The sequence below is a fragment of the Enterobacter cloacae complex sp. AR_0002 genome, from assembly GCF_001922365.1.
Taxonomy (GTDB): Bacteria; Pseudomonadota; Gammaproteobacteria; order Enterobacterales; family Enterobacteriaceae; genus Enterobacter; species Enterobacter hormaechei_C.
On sequence record NZ_CP018814.1, the window covers coordinates 895,596 to 913,583 of the forward strand.

A 17,988-nucleotide genomic window follows, 5' to 3' on the forward strand; every position below is an offset into this window, starting at 1 on the left:
GATGGAAAGCAAACTGCTCGAATATTACAACCGTGAACTGGCCTATCTGCGCGAGATGGGCGCGGAGTTTGCCGAACGCTACCCGAAAGTGGCGGGGCGGCTCGGCATGCGCGGCATCGAAGTGGCGGACCCGTACATTGAGCGCCTGATGGAAGGTTTCGCTTTCCTGACCTCCCGCGTGCAGATGAAAATGGACGCCGAATTCCCGCGCTTTTCACAGCGTATGCTGGAGATGATTGCGCCAAATTATCTGGCGCCTACGCCGTCGATGGCGATCGCTGAAATTCAGCCCGACAGCAGCCGGGGCGACCTGAGCAAAGGCTTTATTGTGCCGCGCGGCACCATGATGGACAGCCTGGCGCTGAAAAAAACCGGCGTTACGTGCAGCTATACCACGGCGCATGAGGTGAACCTGCTGCCGTTAAAAATTGAGCGGATCGAGCTGGGCGGCGTTCCCGCCGATCTGCCGCTGGCCCAGCTCGGCCTGAGTCAGCGGGGGATCAGCAGCGCCTTACGGGTCCGCATTGCCTGCGATGGCCCGCAGCATCTCGGGCACCTGGATTTTGACCGCCTGGAGTTCTTCTTAAGCGGCCCGGACATCGAGGCGCTGAAGCTGCTGGAGCTGGTGATGGAGCACCACGCGGGCATCGTCTGCCAGACGGTCAGCAAGCAGCCCCAGCGCCAGCTGCTGTCGTCTGACGCCCTGCGTCAGGAAGGCTTTGATGCGGACCAGGCCCTGCTCCCGGACGATCTGCGTAACTTTGACGGCTATCGCCTGTTGCAGGAGTACTTCGCGTTCCCGGCGCGTTTTCGTTTCATCAGCCTGAGCGGGCTGGGCAAGTTGATCCAGCGCTGCGAAGACGAAAAAGCGTTTGATATCTTCATTCTGCTCGACAAGAGCGACGATCAGCTGGAGCGCGTGGTGGATGCCAGCCACCTGGCGCTGCACTGCACGCCGGTGATCAACCTGTTCCCGAAAGTGGCGGCCCGGCAGAAGCTGAGCGAAAACCAGCATGAATACCACCTGGTGGTGGATAACATCCGCCCGCTGGATTATGAAATTTATGCCGTGAAAAAAATCTATGCCAGCGCGGATGGTCAGCGGGACGACCAGACGTTTCGTCCGTTCTGGAGTACCTGGAGCGGGGACGCGGGCAACTACGGCGCCTATTTTTCCCTGCGCCGTGAGCAGCGCGTTCTCTCCGAACACGCGCTGCGCTATGGCACCCGCACGGGCTATATCGGCTCGGAGGTCTTCGTCTCGCTGGTGGATGCGCAGCACGCGCCGTGGCAGGAAAACCTGCGCTATATCTCCGCCGAGGTGCTGTGCACCAGCCGTGACCTGCCGCTGATGCTCCAGCAGGAGCTTGGGCAGTTTATTATGGCCGACTCCATGCCGGTGAAGGCGTTAACCCTGCGTAAAGGCCCGACGCCGCCGCGTCCGGCACTGGCCGAAGGGTTCAGCACCTGGCGGCTCATCAGCCAGCTGCAAATGAACTACCTCAGCCTGATGGACAGCGAAAACGAAGAGGGCGCTGCCGCGCTGCGTCAGCTGTTAGGGCTATACGCCAACCTCGCCGAGACGCCGGTTGCCCGTCAGGTGGATGGCGTTCGTCACTGCGTGCTGGAGCCGGTGCACCGCCGCGTGCCGGAACCCGGCCCGGTGGTGTTCGCCCGCGGGATCGGCATCACCCTGACGGTGGACGAACGCGCCTTTTCCGGCGCCAGCCCGTGGCTTTTCGGCAGCGTGCTGGAGCGCCTTTTTGCCCGCCTGGTCTCCATCAACAGCTTTACGGAGTTCACGCTCAAGAGCCAGCAGCGCGGCGAAATCGGCTACTGGGCGCCTCGTATGGGTAAAAGGGCGCTGGTATGAGTGAAGTTGCCCCTGCAACGCTGCGCGTGCATCGCCTGACGCCGCTGCCCGATGCGTTCTGGCGCGGAGTGCGCGAGACGCCGTGGCGCTACGATCTGTTCCAGCTGTTAAGACGCATTGATGCCCAGGGCGGCGAGCGTTACCCGCTGGGGCGCGCACCGCTGCCTAAATTTGAGCCGCTGCGTATTGGTCAGCAGCCTTCAATGGGCTTTGCGCCGTCAACGGTTGCTGAGGTCCGGCAGCGGGAAGAGAACGGACTGCATGAGGTTTCCATTCTGAGCTTCGGCCTGTTTGGTCCTAACGGCCCACTGCCGGTGCACATGACTGAGTATGCCCGCGAGCGTATTCATCATCATCAGGATCACAGCCTCAGCGCGTTTGCCGACCTCTTTCACCACCGCCTGACGCTGCTGTTCTACCGCGCCTGGGCGGACGCGCAGCCTGCCGTTTCACTGGATCGCGACGACAACAGGCGCTTCGAAGGGTATCTGGCATCGCTGATTGGCATGGGGCAGCCTGCCCAGATGTCGAAAGGCAGCCTGAGCGCGCATGCCCGCTTTACTCACGCCGGGCACCTGACCCGCCACGGGCGGGACCCGGAAGGGCTGGAGAAAATCCTGCGCAACTATTTCAACGTGCCGGTCAGGCTGGTGGCCAACGTCCCGCAGTGGATGCCGCTCTCAACGCGGGAGCAGGCACAGCTGGGTGAGGGGCGTCGCCTGCCGCGCATGGGAGAGTCCGCTTTTCTCGGCATTGCGGTACGCGACGTGCAGCATAAATTCCGGCTTGAGATTGGCCCGTTGAGCGCAGACGACTACAACCGTTTTCTGCCGGGCGAAGGATGGGTGACCGAGCTGCGCGACTGGGTGCGACAGTACGCCGGGGTGGAATTTGAATGGGAAACACGGGTGATCCTGCGCGCCGATGCGGTGCAGGGCGCCACGCTCGGCAGCGCCGGGCGATTAGGGTACAACACCTGGCTCGGCCTTCAGCCTCAGCCTGTTCCGCGTGGCGATCTGGTGTATCGCGCAGAGCGATAATCCTTCCGTATACCGAATCATTGTTAATGGAAACTAACATGTCAGAAATTAGCCGTGCCGTGCTTTTCGGCAAACTGGATACGCTGTTATTTACCTCTCTGGAAAGCGCGACTGCCTTCTGTAAGCTGCGCGGCAACCCGTACGTTGAGCTGGTGCACTGGCTGCATCAGCTGATGCAGCAGCAGGATGGCGATCTGCAACAGGTCATCCGTCACTTCGCCCTTGATGAACAGCAGCTGACGCGCGATATCGTGGCGGCGCTGGATGCCCTGCCGCGTGGCGCGAGTTCCGTGTCTGATCTTTCCGAGCATATCGACAGCGCCGTCGAGCGCGCCTGGGTCTACGGCTCGCTGAAGTTTGGCGTCAGCCGCATCCGCGGCGGCCATTTGCTGATCGGCATATTGAAAACGTGGAATCTGGCTAACGTGCTGAAAAGTATTTCGGCGCAGTTCACCCGTCTTAACGTTGAGGTGCTGGTCGAGCAGTTCGACGCCATTTGCGCCAGCAGCAAAGAGAGCCAGCAGGCCGCCGCCGCTGCGGACGCGCCTGCCGGGGCAGTACCGGCTGCGCAGGGCACGCTGGCGCAGTATGGTCAGGATCTGACGGCGCGCGCCCGGGAAGGCAAGATTGACCCGGTGGTGGGGCGCGATGAAGAGATCCGCCAGATGGTCGATATCCTGATTCGTCGTCGCCAGAACAACCCCCTGCTGACCGGGGAAGCCGGCGTCGGGAAAACCGCAGTGGTGGAAGGGCTGGCGCTGCGTATCGCCGACGGCGACGTGCCGGAGCCGCTGCAAAACGTTCAGCTGTGGCTGCTGGATATCGGCATGCTTCAGGCCGGAGCGGGCATGAAAGGGGAATTTGAGGCGCGCCTCCAGGCGCTGATTAACGAGGTGCAGTCCAGCGCCACGCCAATTATTCTGTTTATCGATGAGATCCACACCCTGATTGGCGCAGGCGGACAGCAGGGCACCGGCGATGCCGCTAACCTGCTCAAGCCAGCCCTGGCGCGCGGGCAACTGCGCACCATCGGCGCGACCACCTGGGCGGAATACAAAAAATACATTGAGAAAGATCCTGCGCTGACCCGCCGCTTCCAGACCGTACAGGTTCACGAGCCGGATGAAGCGAAAGCCGTACTGATGCTGCGTAGCACCGTGTCGCCGCTGGAAACCCATCATCAGGTTTTACTCCTCGACGAAGCGGTCAGCGCGGCGGTGAAACTGTCGCATCGCTATATCCCTGCGCGTCAGCTACCGGATAAAGCGGTGGCGCTGCTGGATACCGCCTGCGCGCGCGTGGCCGTCAGCCAGAGCGCGCCGCCTGCTCAGCTGGAAGACTGTCTGCGTCACCTTGCTGCGCTTGACGTGGAAATTGAGATCGCAGAACGCGAAGCGCGCGTGGCGGCCGGTGATGCCGAGCGCGTCACGGCATTACGCGCCGAACGCGACGCGTATGAGACAAAACGCGAAGCCCTGGCCCGACGCTGGGAAGAAGAGCGCAGCCTGGTGCAGGAGATTATCCGTCTGCGTGCCGCGCTGTTTGCGGCGGTAGATGAGGATACCGCCGAGCTGCACGGCCAGCTGGCAGAACAGCAGCAGGCGCTGAAGATCTTACAGGGTGACGAACCGCTGCTGTTTGCCGCGGTGGATGAGAACGTGGTGGCTGCGGTGGTCTCAGACTGGACCGGGATCCCGCTGGGCCGGATGGTGAAAAATGAGATTGACGCGGTGCTGAACCTTGCCGACACGCTGAACCAGCGTGTTATTGGCCAGCGTCACGGTCTGGATCTGATTGCCCGCCGCGTGAAAACCTCGCGGGCGAAGCTTGATGATCCGAACAAGCCGGTGGGCGTCTTTATGCTGTGCGGTCCGTCCGGCGTCGGTAAAACCGAAACCGCGCTGGCGCTCGCCGAATCCCTGTACGGCGGCGAGCAGAACGTCATCACCATCAACATGAGCGAGTTCCAGGAAGCGCACACCGTCTCCACCTTAAAAGGTGCGCCTCCGGGGTACGTAGGGTATGGTGAAGGCGGGGTATTAACCGAGGCCGTCCGCCGCCGTCCATACAGCGTCGTGCTGCTGGACGAAATTGAGAAAGCGCACCCGGACGTGCACGAGATCTTCTTCCAGGTCTTCGACAAGGGCTGGATGGAAGACGGCGAGGGGCGCCATATTGATTTCCGCAACACCATTATTATTCTGACCTCCAACGTCGGCACCGAGCTGATTAGCGCCATGTGCGCCGATCCGGACCTCATGCCGGAGCCTGAGGCCTTAAGCGGCGCGCTGCGCCAGCCGCTGCTGGAGGTGTTCCCACCGGCGCTGCTGGGCCGTCTGCTGGTGGTGCCGTACTACCCGCTCAGCGACGAGATGCTGGGGCAGATTGTGCGTCTTCAGCTCAGGCGCATTCAGCGTCGTCTGGAAGAGAATCACAACATTATTTCTGAATTTGACGACAGCGTGGTCGAACAGATTGTTCAGCGCTGTACCGAGGTTGAGTCGGGCGGGCGTATGGTGGATGCGATTCTGACCAATACGTTGCTGCCTCAGATGAGCCAGATTTTACTTACCGCCAGCCGCAGCGACCAGCAGTACCGACGTCTGCATGTCACCTGCGAGCAGGGCGAGTTCCACTGTCAGTTTGCCGCGTAATAATCATCAAGAGAACTGTAAAAGATGACGGATAATGATAACAATCGGACTGTCCCAAACGCGCTCCCGGTCGGGTACCGTTTCAATGAGTTTGAGATAAAAGAGGTGATTGGCGGCGGCGGATTCGGCATCGTCTATCGCGCCTGGGATCACCAGCTCGAACGCACTATCGCTATCAAAGAATTTATGCCTTCCTCCCTCGCCGTGCGCGGCGAGGATATGACGCTGGTGCTGCGCAGCGAGCGCTTCGGCAAAGCGTTTTCTGCCGGTCTGAACAGCTTCATCCAGGAAGCCCGCCTGCTGGCGCGCTTTAACCACCCGAACCTGCTGCACGTACTGCGTTTCTGGGTGCAAAACGACACGGCCTATATGGGGACGCTGTTTTACAGCGGTACCACGCTGTCGCGTCTGCGCGAAGAGAAACCGGAGCTGATTAACGAGGCGTGGATCCGCCGCATGCTGCCAATGCTCTTCGGCGCCATCAAAACGATCCACGACGAGGGTTATCTACACCGCGACATCTCGCTGGATAACATTCAGATTCAGGATAACGGCCTGCCGGTGCTGCTCGATTTCGGATCGGCGCGCCGCACCATCGGTAATCTCTCGGATGAGACGGAAACCATGCTGCGTCCGGGCTTCGCGCCTATCGAGCAGTATACCGACGACAATGAAAGCGAGCAGGGGCCGTGGACGGATATCTACGCGCTCGGCGCCGTATTGCGCACCCTCATCGTGGGCTCTCCGCCACCGGTCAGCGTGGTGCGCTCGATTCAGGACACCTGCAAACCGCTGGTGGAGCTGATGCCGCAGGGCTATTCCATCCCGCTGCTACAGGCCGTCGACAAGGCGCTGGCGCTGCATATGGAAGACCGTCCGCAATCCATTGAGGAGTTCGCGGCGCTGATCGAGATGCCCGTCGCCGGTATCGACGAGGTGCTGACCGCGAAGAAGACCGGCACGATGCTGGTGCCGGTGGAAGAGGAGGCATCTGCTTCCGCGCTGGACTGGCGACGTTACAAGCTTCCGGGGCTGGTGGCCGCGGGCGTGCTGGTTGGGGTGGTTGCCGGTGCGATGCTGTTCGGCGGCGGCAGTCAGGAAACGCCAGAGCAGACGGCGCAAACCCCTGCCGTGAGCCCTCCGGCTGAGACCTCATCCCAATCGGAAACCAGACCGGCAACGGCAGACGTGAGCGAGCCGGTAGCGCCACCTGCTACGGCGCAGCAGAGTGCGCCGCCTGTCGACGCCAGCCCGGTCGCGCTGGTCTACATCCGCATGCTTGATGGCGAGACGCTGAAGGTGAACGGCGAGTCTAAAGCGCTGCGTCCGGGGAATAACGGTTACGCATCGCTGAAATTGCCTGCGGGCGAGACCCGCATTGAACTGGAAGGCAATGGAAGAACGCGTACCCAGACGCTGGATATTGCGAAGCCAGGCACCTGGCTGGTGAATCCGTAAGCCTGCGGGTAACAGGACGGAGCGAATGTATAACATCAAGTTTGTCTATCTGTTCCACGAGAACGTCTCGCCAGCGCTGTTTGCGAAAATAATCCGCCCGTCCGTTGCCGGACAGTGGATTATGTCGGTTCCCGACCATTCGCTGCGCTCACTCTTCACGCGCTACGATCTGCTGCGCACGATCACCGGTGCGAATCCTTATCAGTCCGGGCGCGATACCCGTACGCTGATCGCGCAGGATTTAGAGATGGGCAGAGTGGTTGCCATTGACGAAAGTTTTCGTGACTGGTCATCAGTAACGGAAATTTTTTATATCAACGCCAAAGGGCAACTCCAGGCTGCCTCGCTGGTCGGCCTGGGCTGGTATCCGGTGAGTACGATTGTTGACCGCTACGAAACTATGGTGAGAGCGTACGGATCTCGCCCTGCGCCAACGGTACTGCCAAAACAGGTGGTGAAATCTAAAACGGCACAGGTGCCGGATGAACCTACTCCGGGCAAGGACGGTAAAACCTATGCCGGGCAGCTTCAGAAGATGACCAAAGCAGAACGCTGGCAGGCGCGTAAAGATCTGATCGCGAAGGGGAGCAATAGCCTTTATCCGGATGCCCAGATCGCCGCGAAACGTCTGGCGGCGAATAATATCGCGGTGGAAAAAGCGAAGCTTGCGGAAAATATTTATAAGACCGTGAACCCGCTGGAAACCACACCGGGCGTGCCGGAGGGATGGACGGATATCAGTAATGACGATGTGCTGTTAGGAAAGTTCGGGCTGAATAAATCCATGCTCTTTGACGATGATACGTCCCCCAATTTTCTGGCGCGCGTCTATCAACCGAAGCCGGAAGTGTTTGGTGCAGATATGAACCCCACGCTGGTATTCAGGGGATCGCGCGAGCCTGGCTTCGCCTCTCTGTCTGAGAATGTCTCCTCTCTACTGACCAAAGGGGAACTGGCGCCGGTGGTAAACGGGGCTGACTGGTCGAACAACTTCTCACAGGGCATGGGTATGGCTTCAGATTATTATAAAAAGGCCGTGAGTATCGGTAAGGAGCTGGCAAGGTCAGGCCAGAATATTGATATTGCCGGTCATTCCCTTGGCGGTGGTCTCGCCTCTGCAACCTCTATGGGCAGCGGGAAAGCGGGGTGGACGTTTAACGCCGCCGGCCTCAATGCCGGAACCGTAGAAAAATACGGCGGTAAGATATTAGGCAGTACGGATAATATCCAGGCGTATCGGGTTGAAGGTGAACTGCTGACGAAGATTCAGGAAGTTAACCCCTGGGAAGATCTGAAAACGATGAAAGGGCATGTCCCTTCGTGGATCCTCAAAGAGGAAATCTCTGCGCTGAGCCCTAATGCTGCCGGAATACCCCATGACCTTCCCGGTGGAACCGGAAGTGCGCTGGACCGCCACGGGATTAATCAGGCGATTGATTGCATAGAGCAACAGAAGGATGAGGATATTTCGATAATCGGGAGTCGATTGTGAAAAAAGGGTTGATGGCTTTTGTCGCGTTATGTTTTTTATTCATGATTCAGGGGTGTAAGCAGGATATGGACCTTAATCCACAGGACTACTTCAGCGGTCAGCAGCTTGAACTGGCGAAAGCGATTGAAGAAGGCGATGTCGACGCGGTGAAGACGCTTGCACCAGACAGCGATCTTAATAAACCGGGAAAGCAGGATATGACCCTGCTTTTTTGGGCCATCGGCAACGCGATTAATGATAAAAAGACATCGCCCCATTTAAAGGTGATTACGTTGCTTGTTAAGGCTGGCGCAGATCCGCTCCAGCCTCGACCGCAGGGAAAAAGCAGTCCTGCCGAATTTGCCCTAAAGGGAGACAGTGCGGACTGGATCGACGCGATGCTGGACGGTGGCCTCTCACCCAACGTGAAAGATAAGGTTTTCCACGAACCCATCATCTTCCAGTCGCTAAAAGCGAAAAATACAGAGACGCTGGAAGCCATGCTCAATCGCGGTGCTGACGTCAACTCAACCAACTCACTGGGTAAAACGCTGGTGTTTGATGCGCTGGATAACCAGGCTTACGATCATGTCTTGTTGCTGCTCGATCGTGGAGCGGATCCGTCAATTAAGGCCAAAAATGGCTGGTCGATGAGCAATGCGCTCGCGGACGCGCTTAATGGACTCGAGCGAGGCAGTGAGCAATACGAGAAATTAAACGAAATAAAAGAGAAGCTCATCCAGAAGGGGGGCGAATGGCCACCCGCGCCGGTTAAGTGATTGCTCAACTGTCATGAACGCCAGAGATAAGGTTTTCGTTTTCTGGGGATGCATGGATGCCCTGGCCGTTGTCTTATATTGTGCCCAGTCCTTGCGGCATGACAAGATCCCTTTTATTTCCGATATACACGCCTTCAGTACGGTTGTGAACACGCTGTCTGCTGGTGGGTATAGCGCTCTGGTTATTCTTTTCTTTATTCTCGATTTTTTGTTGTTGCTCTCTTTTATTGCCTCAGCATGGTGCTTCTTCGCCCGGAATTTATACGCGAGCAGACTGGCACTCTACCAGGAAATACTGCGTCTGGTTGGGTTTCGCTACTCAGTTTCCCTTTTTCCCCTGGTGTTAAGTTTCACGGGCGTGATGAATGTCTGGCTAAATGGATTTTTATTCATTTTGTCAGAGTTTCTGAAAATCTATTTCCTGTGGATTTATAAATATGAAGGGGAAAGGCCCCCGGTTAAAGAGTAAGACGGCCAATAACCAGAACATTCACGTTTAAAAAGCCTTGCGTTAAAAATATTCTCAGCATAAACCATTACGGAATAAAGATTATGCTCAACCGAATTACCGTTCAGCTCCCGGTTGAGGGGCTGCTTTTCTGGAAACTCTCCGGCCGCGAGGCGATGTCCGAGTCGTTCGCGCTGACGCTGACCGTGCTCGGCACGGACGCGCGCATTGACCGCACTAAGCTGCTGGGCCAGCCGGTCACGGTGACCATCCCGACGCAAAGCCTGCTGACGCCCCGCTATATAAACGGCAAGATTACCCGGGTGGCGGTCAGCGCCGTTGAGCTGACGGGCACCCGCTATGCGGTGTACCAGCTGACGGTGGAGCCGGACCTGTGGCCGATGAAGCGCGACCGCAACCTGCGTATCTTCCAGGGCCAGACGGTGCCGCAGATTGTGAAAACCCTGCTGGGTGAGCATCAGGTTAACCTCGAGGACAAACTCACCGGCAGCTACCGGGTGTGGGACTACTGCGTGCAGTATCAGGAATCGAGCCTGGACTTCATCAGCCGCCTGATGGAGCTGGAGGGGATTGCGTACTACTTCAGCCACGAGGCCGACAAACACACCCTGGTGCTCACCGACGCCGCCACCCAGCACCAGCCGTTCAGCGGCTATGAGGTCATTCCTTACCACCAGACGCCGTCCGGCGGCAGTACGGACGAAGAGGGCATCAGCCAGTGGGCGCTGGAGGACAGCGTGACGCCGGGGATTTACAGCCTCGACGACTATGACTTCCGCAAGCCGAACGCGTGGCTTTTCCAGGCGCAGCAGAACCCGGCGTCACCGAAACCGGGCAGCATCGACGTGTACGACTGGCCGGGGCGCTTTGTGGAGACGGGCCATGCGGAATTCTACGCCCGCATCCGTCAGGAACGCTGGCAGGTGGAGCATCAGCAGATTCAGGCGACGGCCACGGCGGCGGGCATTGCGCCGGGCCACATCTTTACCCTGACCAACGCCCCGTTCTTCAGCGATAACGGGGAGTATCTGGTCACGGCGGCGGGTTACCACTTCGAGGAGAACCGCTACGCGAGCGGTGAGGGGGAAACCATTCACCGCACCGATTTCACCGTTATCCCGGCGTCGGTGTCCTACCGTCCGGCGCAGAGCACGGCGTGGCCGCGGACCTACGGCCCGCAGACGGCGAAAGTGGTGGGGCCGCAGGGGGAGAGTATCTGGACGGACAAATACGGTCGCGTGAAGGTGAAGTTCCACTGGGACCGTCTGGCGAAGGGCGATGACACCAGCTCCTGCTGGGTGCGCGTGTCGAGCGCGTGGGCGGGCCAGGGCTACGGCGGGGTGCAGATCCCGCGCGTGGGCGATGAGGTGGTGGTGGACTTTATCAACGGCGACCCGGACCGTCCGATCATTACCGGGCGCGTGTACAACGACGCGAGCATGCCGCCGTGGGCGCTGCCGGCTGCTGCGACGCAGATGGGTTTTATGAGCCGCAGTAAGGATGGCCACAAAGATAATGCCAATGCCCTACGATTCGAGGATAAGGCTGGGCAAGAGCAGATCTGGATTCATGCTGAAAAAAACATGGACACCGAGATCGAGAACTGCGAGACACATGACGTAGGGGTAGACCGTAAAAAAATTATCGGCCGGGATGAGCACGTAACGGTTAAGCGTAACCGGGACGTGAACGTGGGGGCGAATTCAACCAGCAACACGGGTAATCAGCACAAATTCAATGTAGGTAAAAACCAAACCGTATTGACTATGGATAAAGAGGGAAATGCTCTGCTGGAAGCGACAACCTCGATTAAGTTAAAGGTGAATGATAACTACATTCTTATCACGCCATCGACAATTGAAATTATCGTTTCCGAAGGGACACTCAAGGCTGAGAGTATTACTGTGGCATCCTTCAAAGGGACGGAGTTGACGAAGTTAGGCGGCGGAATAAATGCCGAGATGAAAGCTAATGATACTCTTCATCTCAATGGTACAAACCTGACAGATATTAAAGGCGCTGTTGTTAAAATTAACAGCTAATATGTAGAAGGATTTTTGAACATGGGACAGCCTGCCGCCAGAGCGACCATAGATGTCAGCGCACATTCGGGGCCAATACAGTCGGGAAGCCCGGACGTCATCATCGGTGGTTTTCCCGCCGCTCGAAAGGGTGATACGTTATCCTGCTCGACGCACGGCAGCGGTATTATTGTGGGGGGCTCCGGTACTGTCTTCGTTAACGGTATGCCACTTGCACGTCAAGGAGACAAGACGAAGTGTGATGTTAGCGGCTCACCGGCACCTGCCATACCGAAAGCAGCAGCACCTCAATATTGGGGGGGCACGCTGGCGAAAAATGCCGGCGAAGATGGGATGATGCACGGCGAACATTTTGATGCTCGTGTTCTGGGTGCGTACGCCAGCCTCGAAGATAAAAACCTCAACGGTGATTTTGATACCGCTTCAGCTGGTTTTGCGTTGGCGGATATTACAATTGGGAATATGAAAAGTAAGGATCTGCTACGGGCAGAAATGCGTAATAAACTCGCCGTCGCCAATGCGACGGGGTCTCTGTATGGTGGCGGCAACGATATTTATGGCTTGAATGCGAATGCCGCTGCGACAGGTGAGCAATACGGTGGTTCGGTTGCTGCGGGTAAAGAAGGAACGTTGTATGGTGGAGTATCAGGGGATATAACTATTGGTACAGCAGAAGCTAAAGCCGTATTAGAAGTTTATACCGGCAATGATGGGAAGTATGGTTTGACTGCTGACGCCGGTGCGGAAGCGAAAGGAGTGAAAGGCGAAGTTTCGGGTAACCTTGATATTCTGGGCATCGTTTCCGGAGAAGCAAAAATCGACGGTAGCTTTGGGTCTGCTGGTCTCGCGGGAGGTGGAAGCGCTTTCTGGGACACTAAAGATTATTCCGTTAACGTCAGGGTGACTGGTGGGGCTGCAGGGCTTGTAGGGCTTAAGGGTGATGCAAGTCTGAAAGTGGCATTTAAGCCTATACTGGATTTCTTTGACTATTTGTATGGCGAAGAGGATGAGCCAGCCGTCACCTCTGTTCCGACAGAAAGCGGGGATGGGACAATTATTACCGGGTGTGTTACTGTTTTGATAGGCGATTAAGGGATGTGAGAGGACAATGAAATAATGAAATGGGCTGGCTTAACGATTTTTATTTTAATCACTTTGATCTATATCTGGAATGGAAAAGATCTGTATACAAAAGAAGAATGGCGTGGCTTTGGAATAAAATTCATTTCAGTACTGATTGGTGCATTTGTATTGGTCATTGTTTTGGTTGGCTTTTCTAAGTTCATCCCGTTGCTTACCAGAGAAACTGCACGATCATTATCAGTAATAATACCAGCTTCCTTTATGGCAGTGCTTCTGTCGAAGTTTTTTGTCGTGATGTTGAATAATATTTTCGATATTATTATGCGATTCCACAAGCGCTATAACACTGCAGCAAACTATACAAAATTATTATCACTATCTGGTAAGTATGGGGCAAAATTACGCCTGGTAGTAAAGTGTCTAGCCTCGTTAGGCTGTATCTTAATGTTCTATGGTATCTGGTTTGGCAGCACTGTCTGAGTTGAAGAGGTTTTATGAACACTGGTAATAATTATGCTTTTCCCATCGTCTCAACCGCAAGCAATGAAGAGATTAAGGCGAACTACTGGAAATGCCTGTATACCTCTGCTGATAAAAAAATGCTTCAGTACTGGGTGATTTTGCCAAATCGTGTTAAGCCAGCTGAACTGACCCCGCAGCACCTTCCTGAGGTCGGCTTGACTAACTTGGGTCGCTATGCCACCGATGATGCGCAACCCTATATGGAAGTTTGGGCCGCTTATGAACGCTGTCAGTGGGAGATGAATCCCTCTGATTGGCTGTTTAATAAACTGGAACTGATGGGCGAGAAAGTGTTGAATCAGCGCTTAATTGCGCATCCTTCCGGTAGTGGCCTTTTTGCAGATGTGCTAACTCTCAAAACGCACTCGTCCGGCGACGAGGTCATTTCACGTTATACCGTACAGAAAGATTACAATCCGCAAGAAGGAGGCGGAAATTATTTCCTGATTAAAGCGGCCTGTGCCGCTCGCGACTACCCTGCGCTGGCGAATGATATTTACTTTACTGTAGTGAACTGGGATTTACTGCATCGTAGTAACTTGGTTCTGGCTGAACTGCTTAAGACCGTGAACCTCAGTGCTAAAAACAGCAGTGGATTTAAAGTACCGGAATCCTGGCAGGTGAATCCCCTTACAGAAACGCGCCTGGTGGTCGAGCACTCGTTTGATGGCATTAACTACGGTGTCATTAATCTTTGCTTTTTTTCGCAGGAGATGTTGTTTACCGCGCAGGATGTTTTTAGCGTTTCGATTAAACGGTTTCACGATCGAGAACCTGCCGTTACGCTTAAGACTGAAGCACTTGCTACTATTCCAAATGAGTTTAATCCATCCCTCGGAAAAACACTGTGGACATGCCGGGGGGAAATGTTCAGCGCAGAGGAAGAAATGCGCGCTGTTTACCAGTGCTATATTTTTAGCGTGGGCAAAGTCTGGTGCTATGCAGAACTGATTGGCAGACACCGTAACTATCATGATTACCACTTCGAGGCGAATAAACGCTGCCTCGAAATCATCCTGTCAACATTCCATATAGAAAATGTCTAATCTTTGACTCGATATTCAGGACAAATTCATGCGTACGCGTAGCTTTTCTTTTTTTAGATGATCGGTGACTTTGTCGGTTTCCCTGCCCTGTCAATATCATCTCCACCATAAACCGTCACTATCAGGAATCGAGCCTGGACTTCATCAGCCGTCTGATGGCGCTGGAGGCATTGCTATGCCGATATCCGTCAGGAGCGCAGGCAAGTAAGTCGGGCATCAGAAAATTCACACCACCACGGCGGCAGTGGTTACGCCAGAGCACGCTTTCAAAGATTCTTTCAAGTGAAAAGGATATATTTAAGGTGGATCATGAATAAAGAAAATTATACCGCGTTGGATTATATCAATGATGCTATTGATGCAATTAATAGTCGATTAGAGCAATATCCTACATTTCTTTATATGTTATGGAGAAGAATCAGTAAGATTATATTAAATCTATTCTTATTGGTGTTGAAAAATATAAAAGTAAATTACACACATTGAATCTCGGAGTGCGTGCGTCCAAAGAGTTTGATACTACTGATGACGAAATTTCTCAGCATTGTCCAATGCTAGGTATATAGCTTCGCAAATGGGACAAGGATTTAAGATTATTCTTCCTCATGAGCAAGGCGTAGAATACTTAAAAAGGCAAAAAAGATATCGCAAGTGATGCGCAGTCTTTGATTACAATCTCCCTTCTTCAAATTAATCAAAGATTTTTTGGTAAGAGAAAAGATGAATAATGGTCTGTCATATGACCCCCCCTGTTGCTCTATTTAAAGGGTGTGTGATGCAAGATCTTCACAGTAAAGACTCAGTAACCAATCATTATGCCGATCGTTATCAATGTTATATGCCAATTGATGTCCGTAATGGATTAAGAAGCAATAGTATAGATGCGTCGAATTCATCTCTCCCATGGGATGTAACATTACCTTTAGTCACGACTGAAGATGTTTCACGTGATAAAGCGCTTGGGGCGTTTGTGGGATTGGCTGTTGGGGACGCCGTCGGCACCACTCTTGAGTTTAAGAAAAGAGACAGTGAACATGTAGCAGATATGATTGGTGGGGGACCTTTTCAATTAAAACCTGGTGAATGGACAGATGATACGTCCATGGCATTATGTCTGGCAGAGACTTATCTTTCAGAAAACAGAATGCACACCGATGTGCTTAGAAAATATCTCCTGAAATGGTATCTTGACGGAGAGAATAGCAGTAATGGTCGGTGCTTCGATATCGGCAATACGACGCGGTTCGCGCTTGAACAGTATATGCGTGTCGGACCTTCCTGGTATGGTAATACAGAGAAACACACTGCTGGTAATGCTGGGGTTATTCGTCAAGCACCGGTATCTATCTTTCGTCGAAAATCACTGCGTGCGATTTACTTCGAATCACAGGCTCAGAGTCGAGCAACGCATGGCGCGGTAGAATCAATTAACGCATGCCAATTTCTCGGATTGGTATTGCACTATTTAATCAACGGTTATCAAAAAGAAGAAGCTTTTTCGCCTCATGTTTTCCCACTGTGCGCGCGTGTAATGATCATAAACGCGGGTGAGTATAAGCAAAAAACTCGCGACCAGATTCGTTCAAGTGGTTATGTTATCGATACGCTTGAGGCTGCGATGTGGTCCGTATGGAATACGGATAATTTCCGTGATGCCATTCTGCTGGCAGCCAACCTTGCCGATGATGCTGACAGCGTTGCGGCGACGGCGGGACAAATAGCGGGGGCGTTGTATGGTTATTCCGCTATCCCGCAGGACTGGAAAGATAAACTCGTACAACACGAACGTATTGCCACAATGGCGGGTAAACTATTCGATAGAGCACCTGAGGATAATTTTTTATAGTTAGAATTACCAAGGGTAAGCGAGGGCATATGATGACTTGCGATCAGGTATGGAATTTTTAGTTAACTGAATCTACTGCAATGAATGAAATGACAATGTTTGGTTACGTTGATAGAGCATTAACTTTAGCACAGAAAAGATATGCAGACGTCAAGAATCGTGATCCCCAATCCCCGCTTTTGCAAATGTACGACTCTATTGTACAACAATTATTATTTCTACGGGATTTAATCGAAGGCAAGGAAAAGGATAGAGCGAAATTATGGGATATGACGTTCGGTATGTATGCAGGGAAGGAGTTTGATCATTCTGATGAGTTGTTTTTTGAAAGGTTGTCAGATGCCTGGTTTATTGTGGATCAAATCCGCCGAGGGTTAAAGGTTAGGCTGCCGCATGAGGTCGATACCAACTATAATAAAAAGAAACAAAACCTCATGAAGAAATTCCCTGATGAATTTTAGTATTTCATATGAATAATATTTTTTATTATGGGTGAAAGGTGATTAACTTACATGCTGATTTAAATGCCTTGTTAAAATATGTTGATAGATATCGTAAATACTTACCCATTAGCAGACCTTCAGTCCAGCGAAGGATGCAGTATACGTATGATAATAAGCCATTAGAGTCATCCTCAAATAGTGATGTACAAAAACAATGGGATTTACCACCACCATGTAATATCTCACTAGCGCAATCACGGGATCGTGCGGTAGGTACGCTTATTGGTCTTGCTGTTGGAGATGCTGTAGGTACGACGCTCGAATTTTTGCCTCGTGACAGAGCATACGTCAAAGATATGACAGGAGGTGGGCCATTTCAACTTCGTGCAGGCGAATGGACGGATGATACATCCATGGCATTATGTCTTGCGGAAACGCTTCTTGAGAAAGGCGATGCTGATACTATATGTTTCAGGAATAAGCTTCTGGAATGGTATCAGCATGGTTATAACAGTTCAAATGGCGTCTGTTTTGATATAGGTAATACAACGCGATTTGCTTTAGAGCAATATTTAACAATTGGCCCAGGATGGAGCGGCAATACTGCTCCAGAAACTGCGGGTAATGCTTCCATTATCAGACAAGCCCCTGTCTCTATTTTTTTTAGAAAGTCATTAAGCAAAGCGTTTTATGAAGCTAAAAAACAATGTATCGCAACACACGGTGCCGCGGAAGCAATCAATAGCACGCAGTATTTAAGTTATTTGCTTGTGCATATGATTAACGGTAGCAATAAAGATTTTGTTTTTTCTCCGCACGTTATGCCGCTTCAGCCACGCGTAATGATTATCAACGCGGGTGAATATAAGCAAAAAACTCGCGATCAGATTCGTTCAAGTGGTTATGTTATCGATACGCTTGAAGCCGCGATGTGGTCCGTATGGAATACGGATAATTTCCGTGATGCCATTCTGCTGGCAGCCAACCTTGCCGATGATGCTGACAGCGTTGCGGCGACGGCGGGACAAGTAGCTGGAGCATTATATGGTTATTCCGGTATTCCGCAGGAGTGGAAAAACAATCTTGTACAACATGAACGTATCGCCAAAATGGCTGGTGAATTGTTCGATAGAGCCCCCGAAGACACTTTCTTATAACTGTTTATCTCAATGAAACTACAGGAAAAGTAGTTTTATTTTGTGGCAAGCGAAGTCAATCTTACAGCTACTCATTATCACATCAACGGCGTTTCCGCTTTGCAT

At 53.5% G+C, this 17,988-nt stretch carries 15 protein-coding genes; all 15 read left to right on the forward strand.

The features are described from left to right. The first annotated feature begins 1 nt into the window (after position 1). Positions 2-1,873: a type VI secretion system baseplate subunit TssF gene (gene tssF / locus AM329_RS04415; protein ID WP_032610239.1), complete on the forward strand. Its 1,872-nt coding sequence runs from the start codon at positions 2-4 to the stop codon at positions 1,871-1,873. Continuing rightward, a complete protein-coding gene (tssG, locus tag AM329_RS04420; RefSeq protein ID WP_022651406.1) occupies positions 1,870-2,913 on the forward strand; it encodes a type VI secretion system baseplate subunit TssG in 1,044 nt (347 codons plus the stop codon). Before tssF ends, tssG begins: the two co-directional genes overlap by 4 nt. A 38-nt stretch (positions 2,914-2,951) precedes the next feature. Next, complete coding sequence (tssH, locus tag AM329_RS04425) at positions 2,952-5,567, forward strand: type VI secretion system ATPase TssH (protein ID WP_032609469.1); 2,616 nt, start codon at positions 2,952-2,954, stop codon at positions 5,565-5,567. A gap of 24 nt (positions 5,568-5,591) precedes the next feature. Then, a complete protein-coding gene (locus AM329_RS04430) occupies positions 5,592-7,025 on the forward strand; it encodes a serine/threonine-protein kinase (protein ID WP_032609468.1) in 1,434 nt (477 codons plus the stop codon). 25 nt (positions 7,026-7,050) lie between these two features. After that, positions 7,051-8,517, forward strand: a complete 1,467-nt coding sequence (locus AM329_RS04435) for a hypothetical protein (RefSeq protein WP_032609467.1) — start codon at positions 7,051-7,053, stop codon at positions 8,515-8,517. An 11-nt stretch (positions 8,518-8,528) separates the two neighbouring features. Further along, the gene (locus tag AM329_RS04440) at positions 8,529-9,275 is read left to right on the forward strand and encodes an ankyrin repeat domain-containing protein (RefSeq protein ID WP_032610238.1); all 747 of its coding nucleotides are present in this window, start codon (positions 8,529-8,531) and stop codon (positions 9,273-9,275) included. Positions 9,276-9,327: 52 nt separating this feature from the next. After that, positions 9,328-9,744, forward strand: a complete 417-nt coding sequence (locus AM329_RS04445; RefSeq protein ID WP_223831765.1) for a hypothetical protein — start codon at positions 9,328-9,330, stop codon at positions 9,742-9,744. 83 nt (positions 9,745-9,827) lie between these two features. Then, on the forward strand, positions 9,828-11,786 hold the full coding sequence (locus AM329_RS04450; RefSeq protein WP_032609465.1) for a type VI secretion system Vgr family protein: 1,959 nt from the start codon (positions 9,828-9,830) through the stop codon (positions 11,784-11,786). Positions 11,787-11,807: 21 nt separating this feature from the next. Then, on the forward strand, positions 11,808-12,878 hold the full coding sequence (locus AM329_RS04455; RefSeq protein WP_032609462.1) for a PAAR domain-containing protein: 1,071 nt from the start codon (positions 11,808-11,810) through the stop codon (positions 12,876-12,878). A gap of 24 nt (positions 12,879-12,902) precedes the next feature. Next, entirely contained in the window at positions 12,903-13,349 is a 447-nt protein-coding gene (locus AM329_RS04460; protein WP_023314298.1) for a hypothetical protein, read from the forward strand. Positions 13,350-13,363: 14 nt separating this feature from the next. After that, entirely contained in the window at positions 13,364-14,437 is a 1,074-nt protein-coding gene (locus tag AM329_RS04465) for a hypothetical protein (protein ID WP_023314297.1), read from the forward strand. 482 nt (positions 14,438-14,919) lie between these two features. After that, positions 14,920-15,003, forward strand: a complete 84-nt coding sequence (locus tag AM329_RS26035; RefSeq protein WP_230687821.1) for a hypothetical protein — start codon at positions 14,920-14,922, stop codon at positions 15,001-15,003. Between the two features lie 209 nt (positions 15,004-15,212). Beyond that, the gene (gene tri1, locus AM329_RS04475) at positions 15,213-16,283 is read left to right on the forward strand and encodes an ADP-ribosylarginine hydrolase Tri1 (RefSeq protein WP_032609459.1); all 1,071 of its coding nucleotides are present in this window, start codon (positions 15,213-15,215) and stop codon (positions 16,281-16,283) included. An 80-nt stretch (positions 16,284-16,363) separates the two neighbouring features. Beyond that, a complete protein-coding gene (locus AM329_RS04480; RefSeq protein ID WP_022651396.1) occupies positions 16,364-16,744 on the forward strand; it encodes an immunity protein Tsi6 family protein in 381 nt (126 codons plus the stop codon). A gap of 38 nt (positions 16,745-16,782) precedes the next feature. Then, entirely contained in the window at positions 16,783-17,883 is a 1,101-nt protein-coding gene (gene tri1, locus AM329_RS04485) for an ADP-ribosylarginine hydrolase Tri1 (RefSeq protein ID WP_032609457.1), read from the forward strand. Positions 17,884-17,988: the final 105 nt, after the last annotated feature.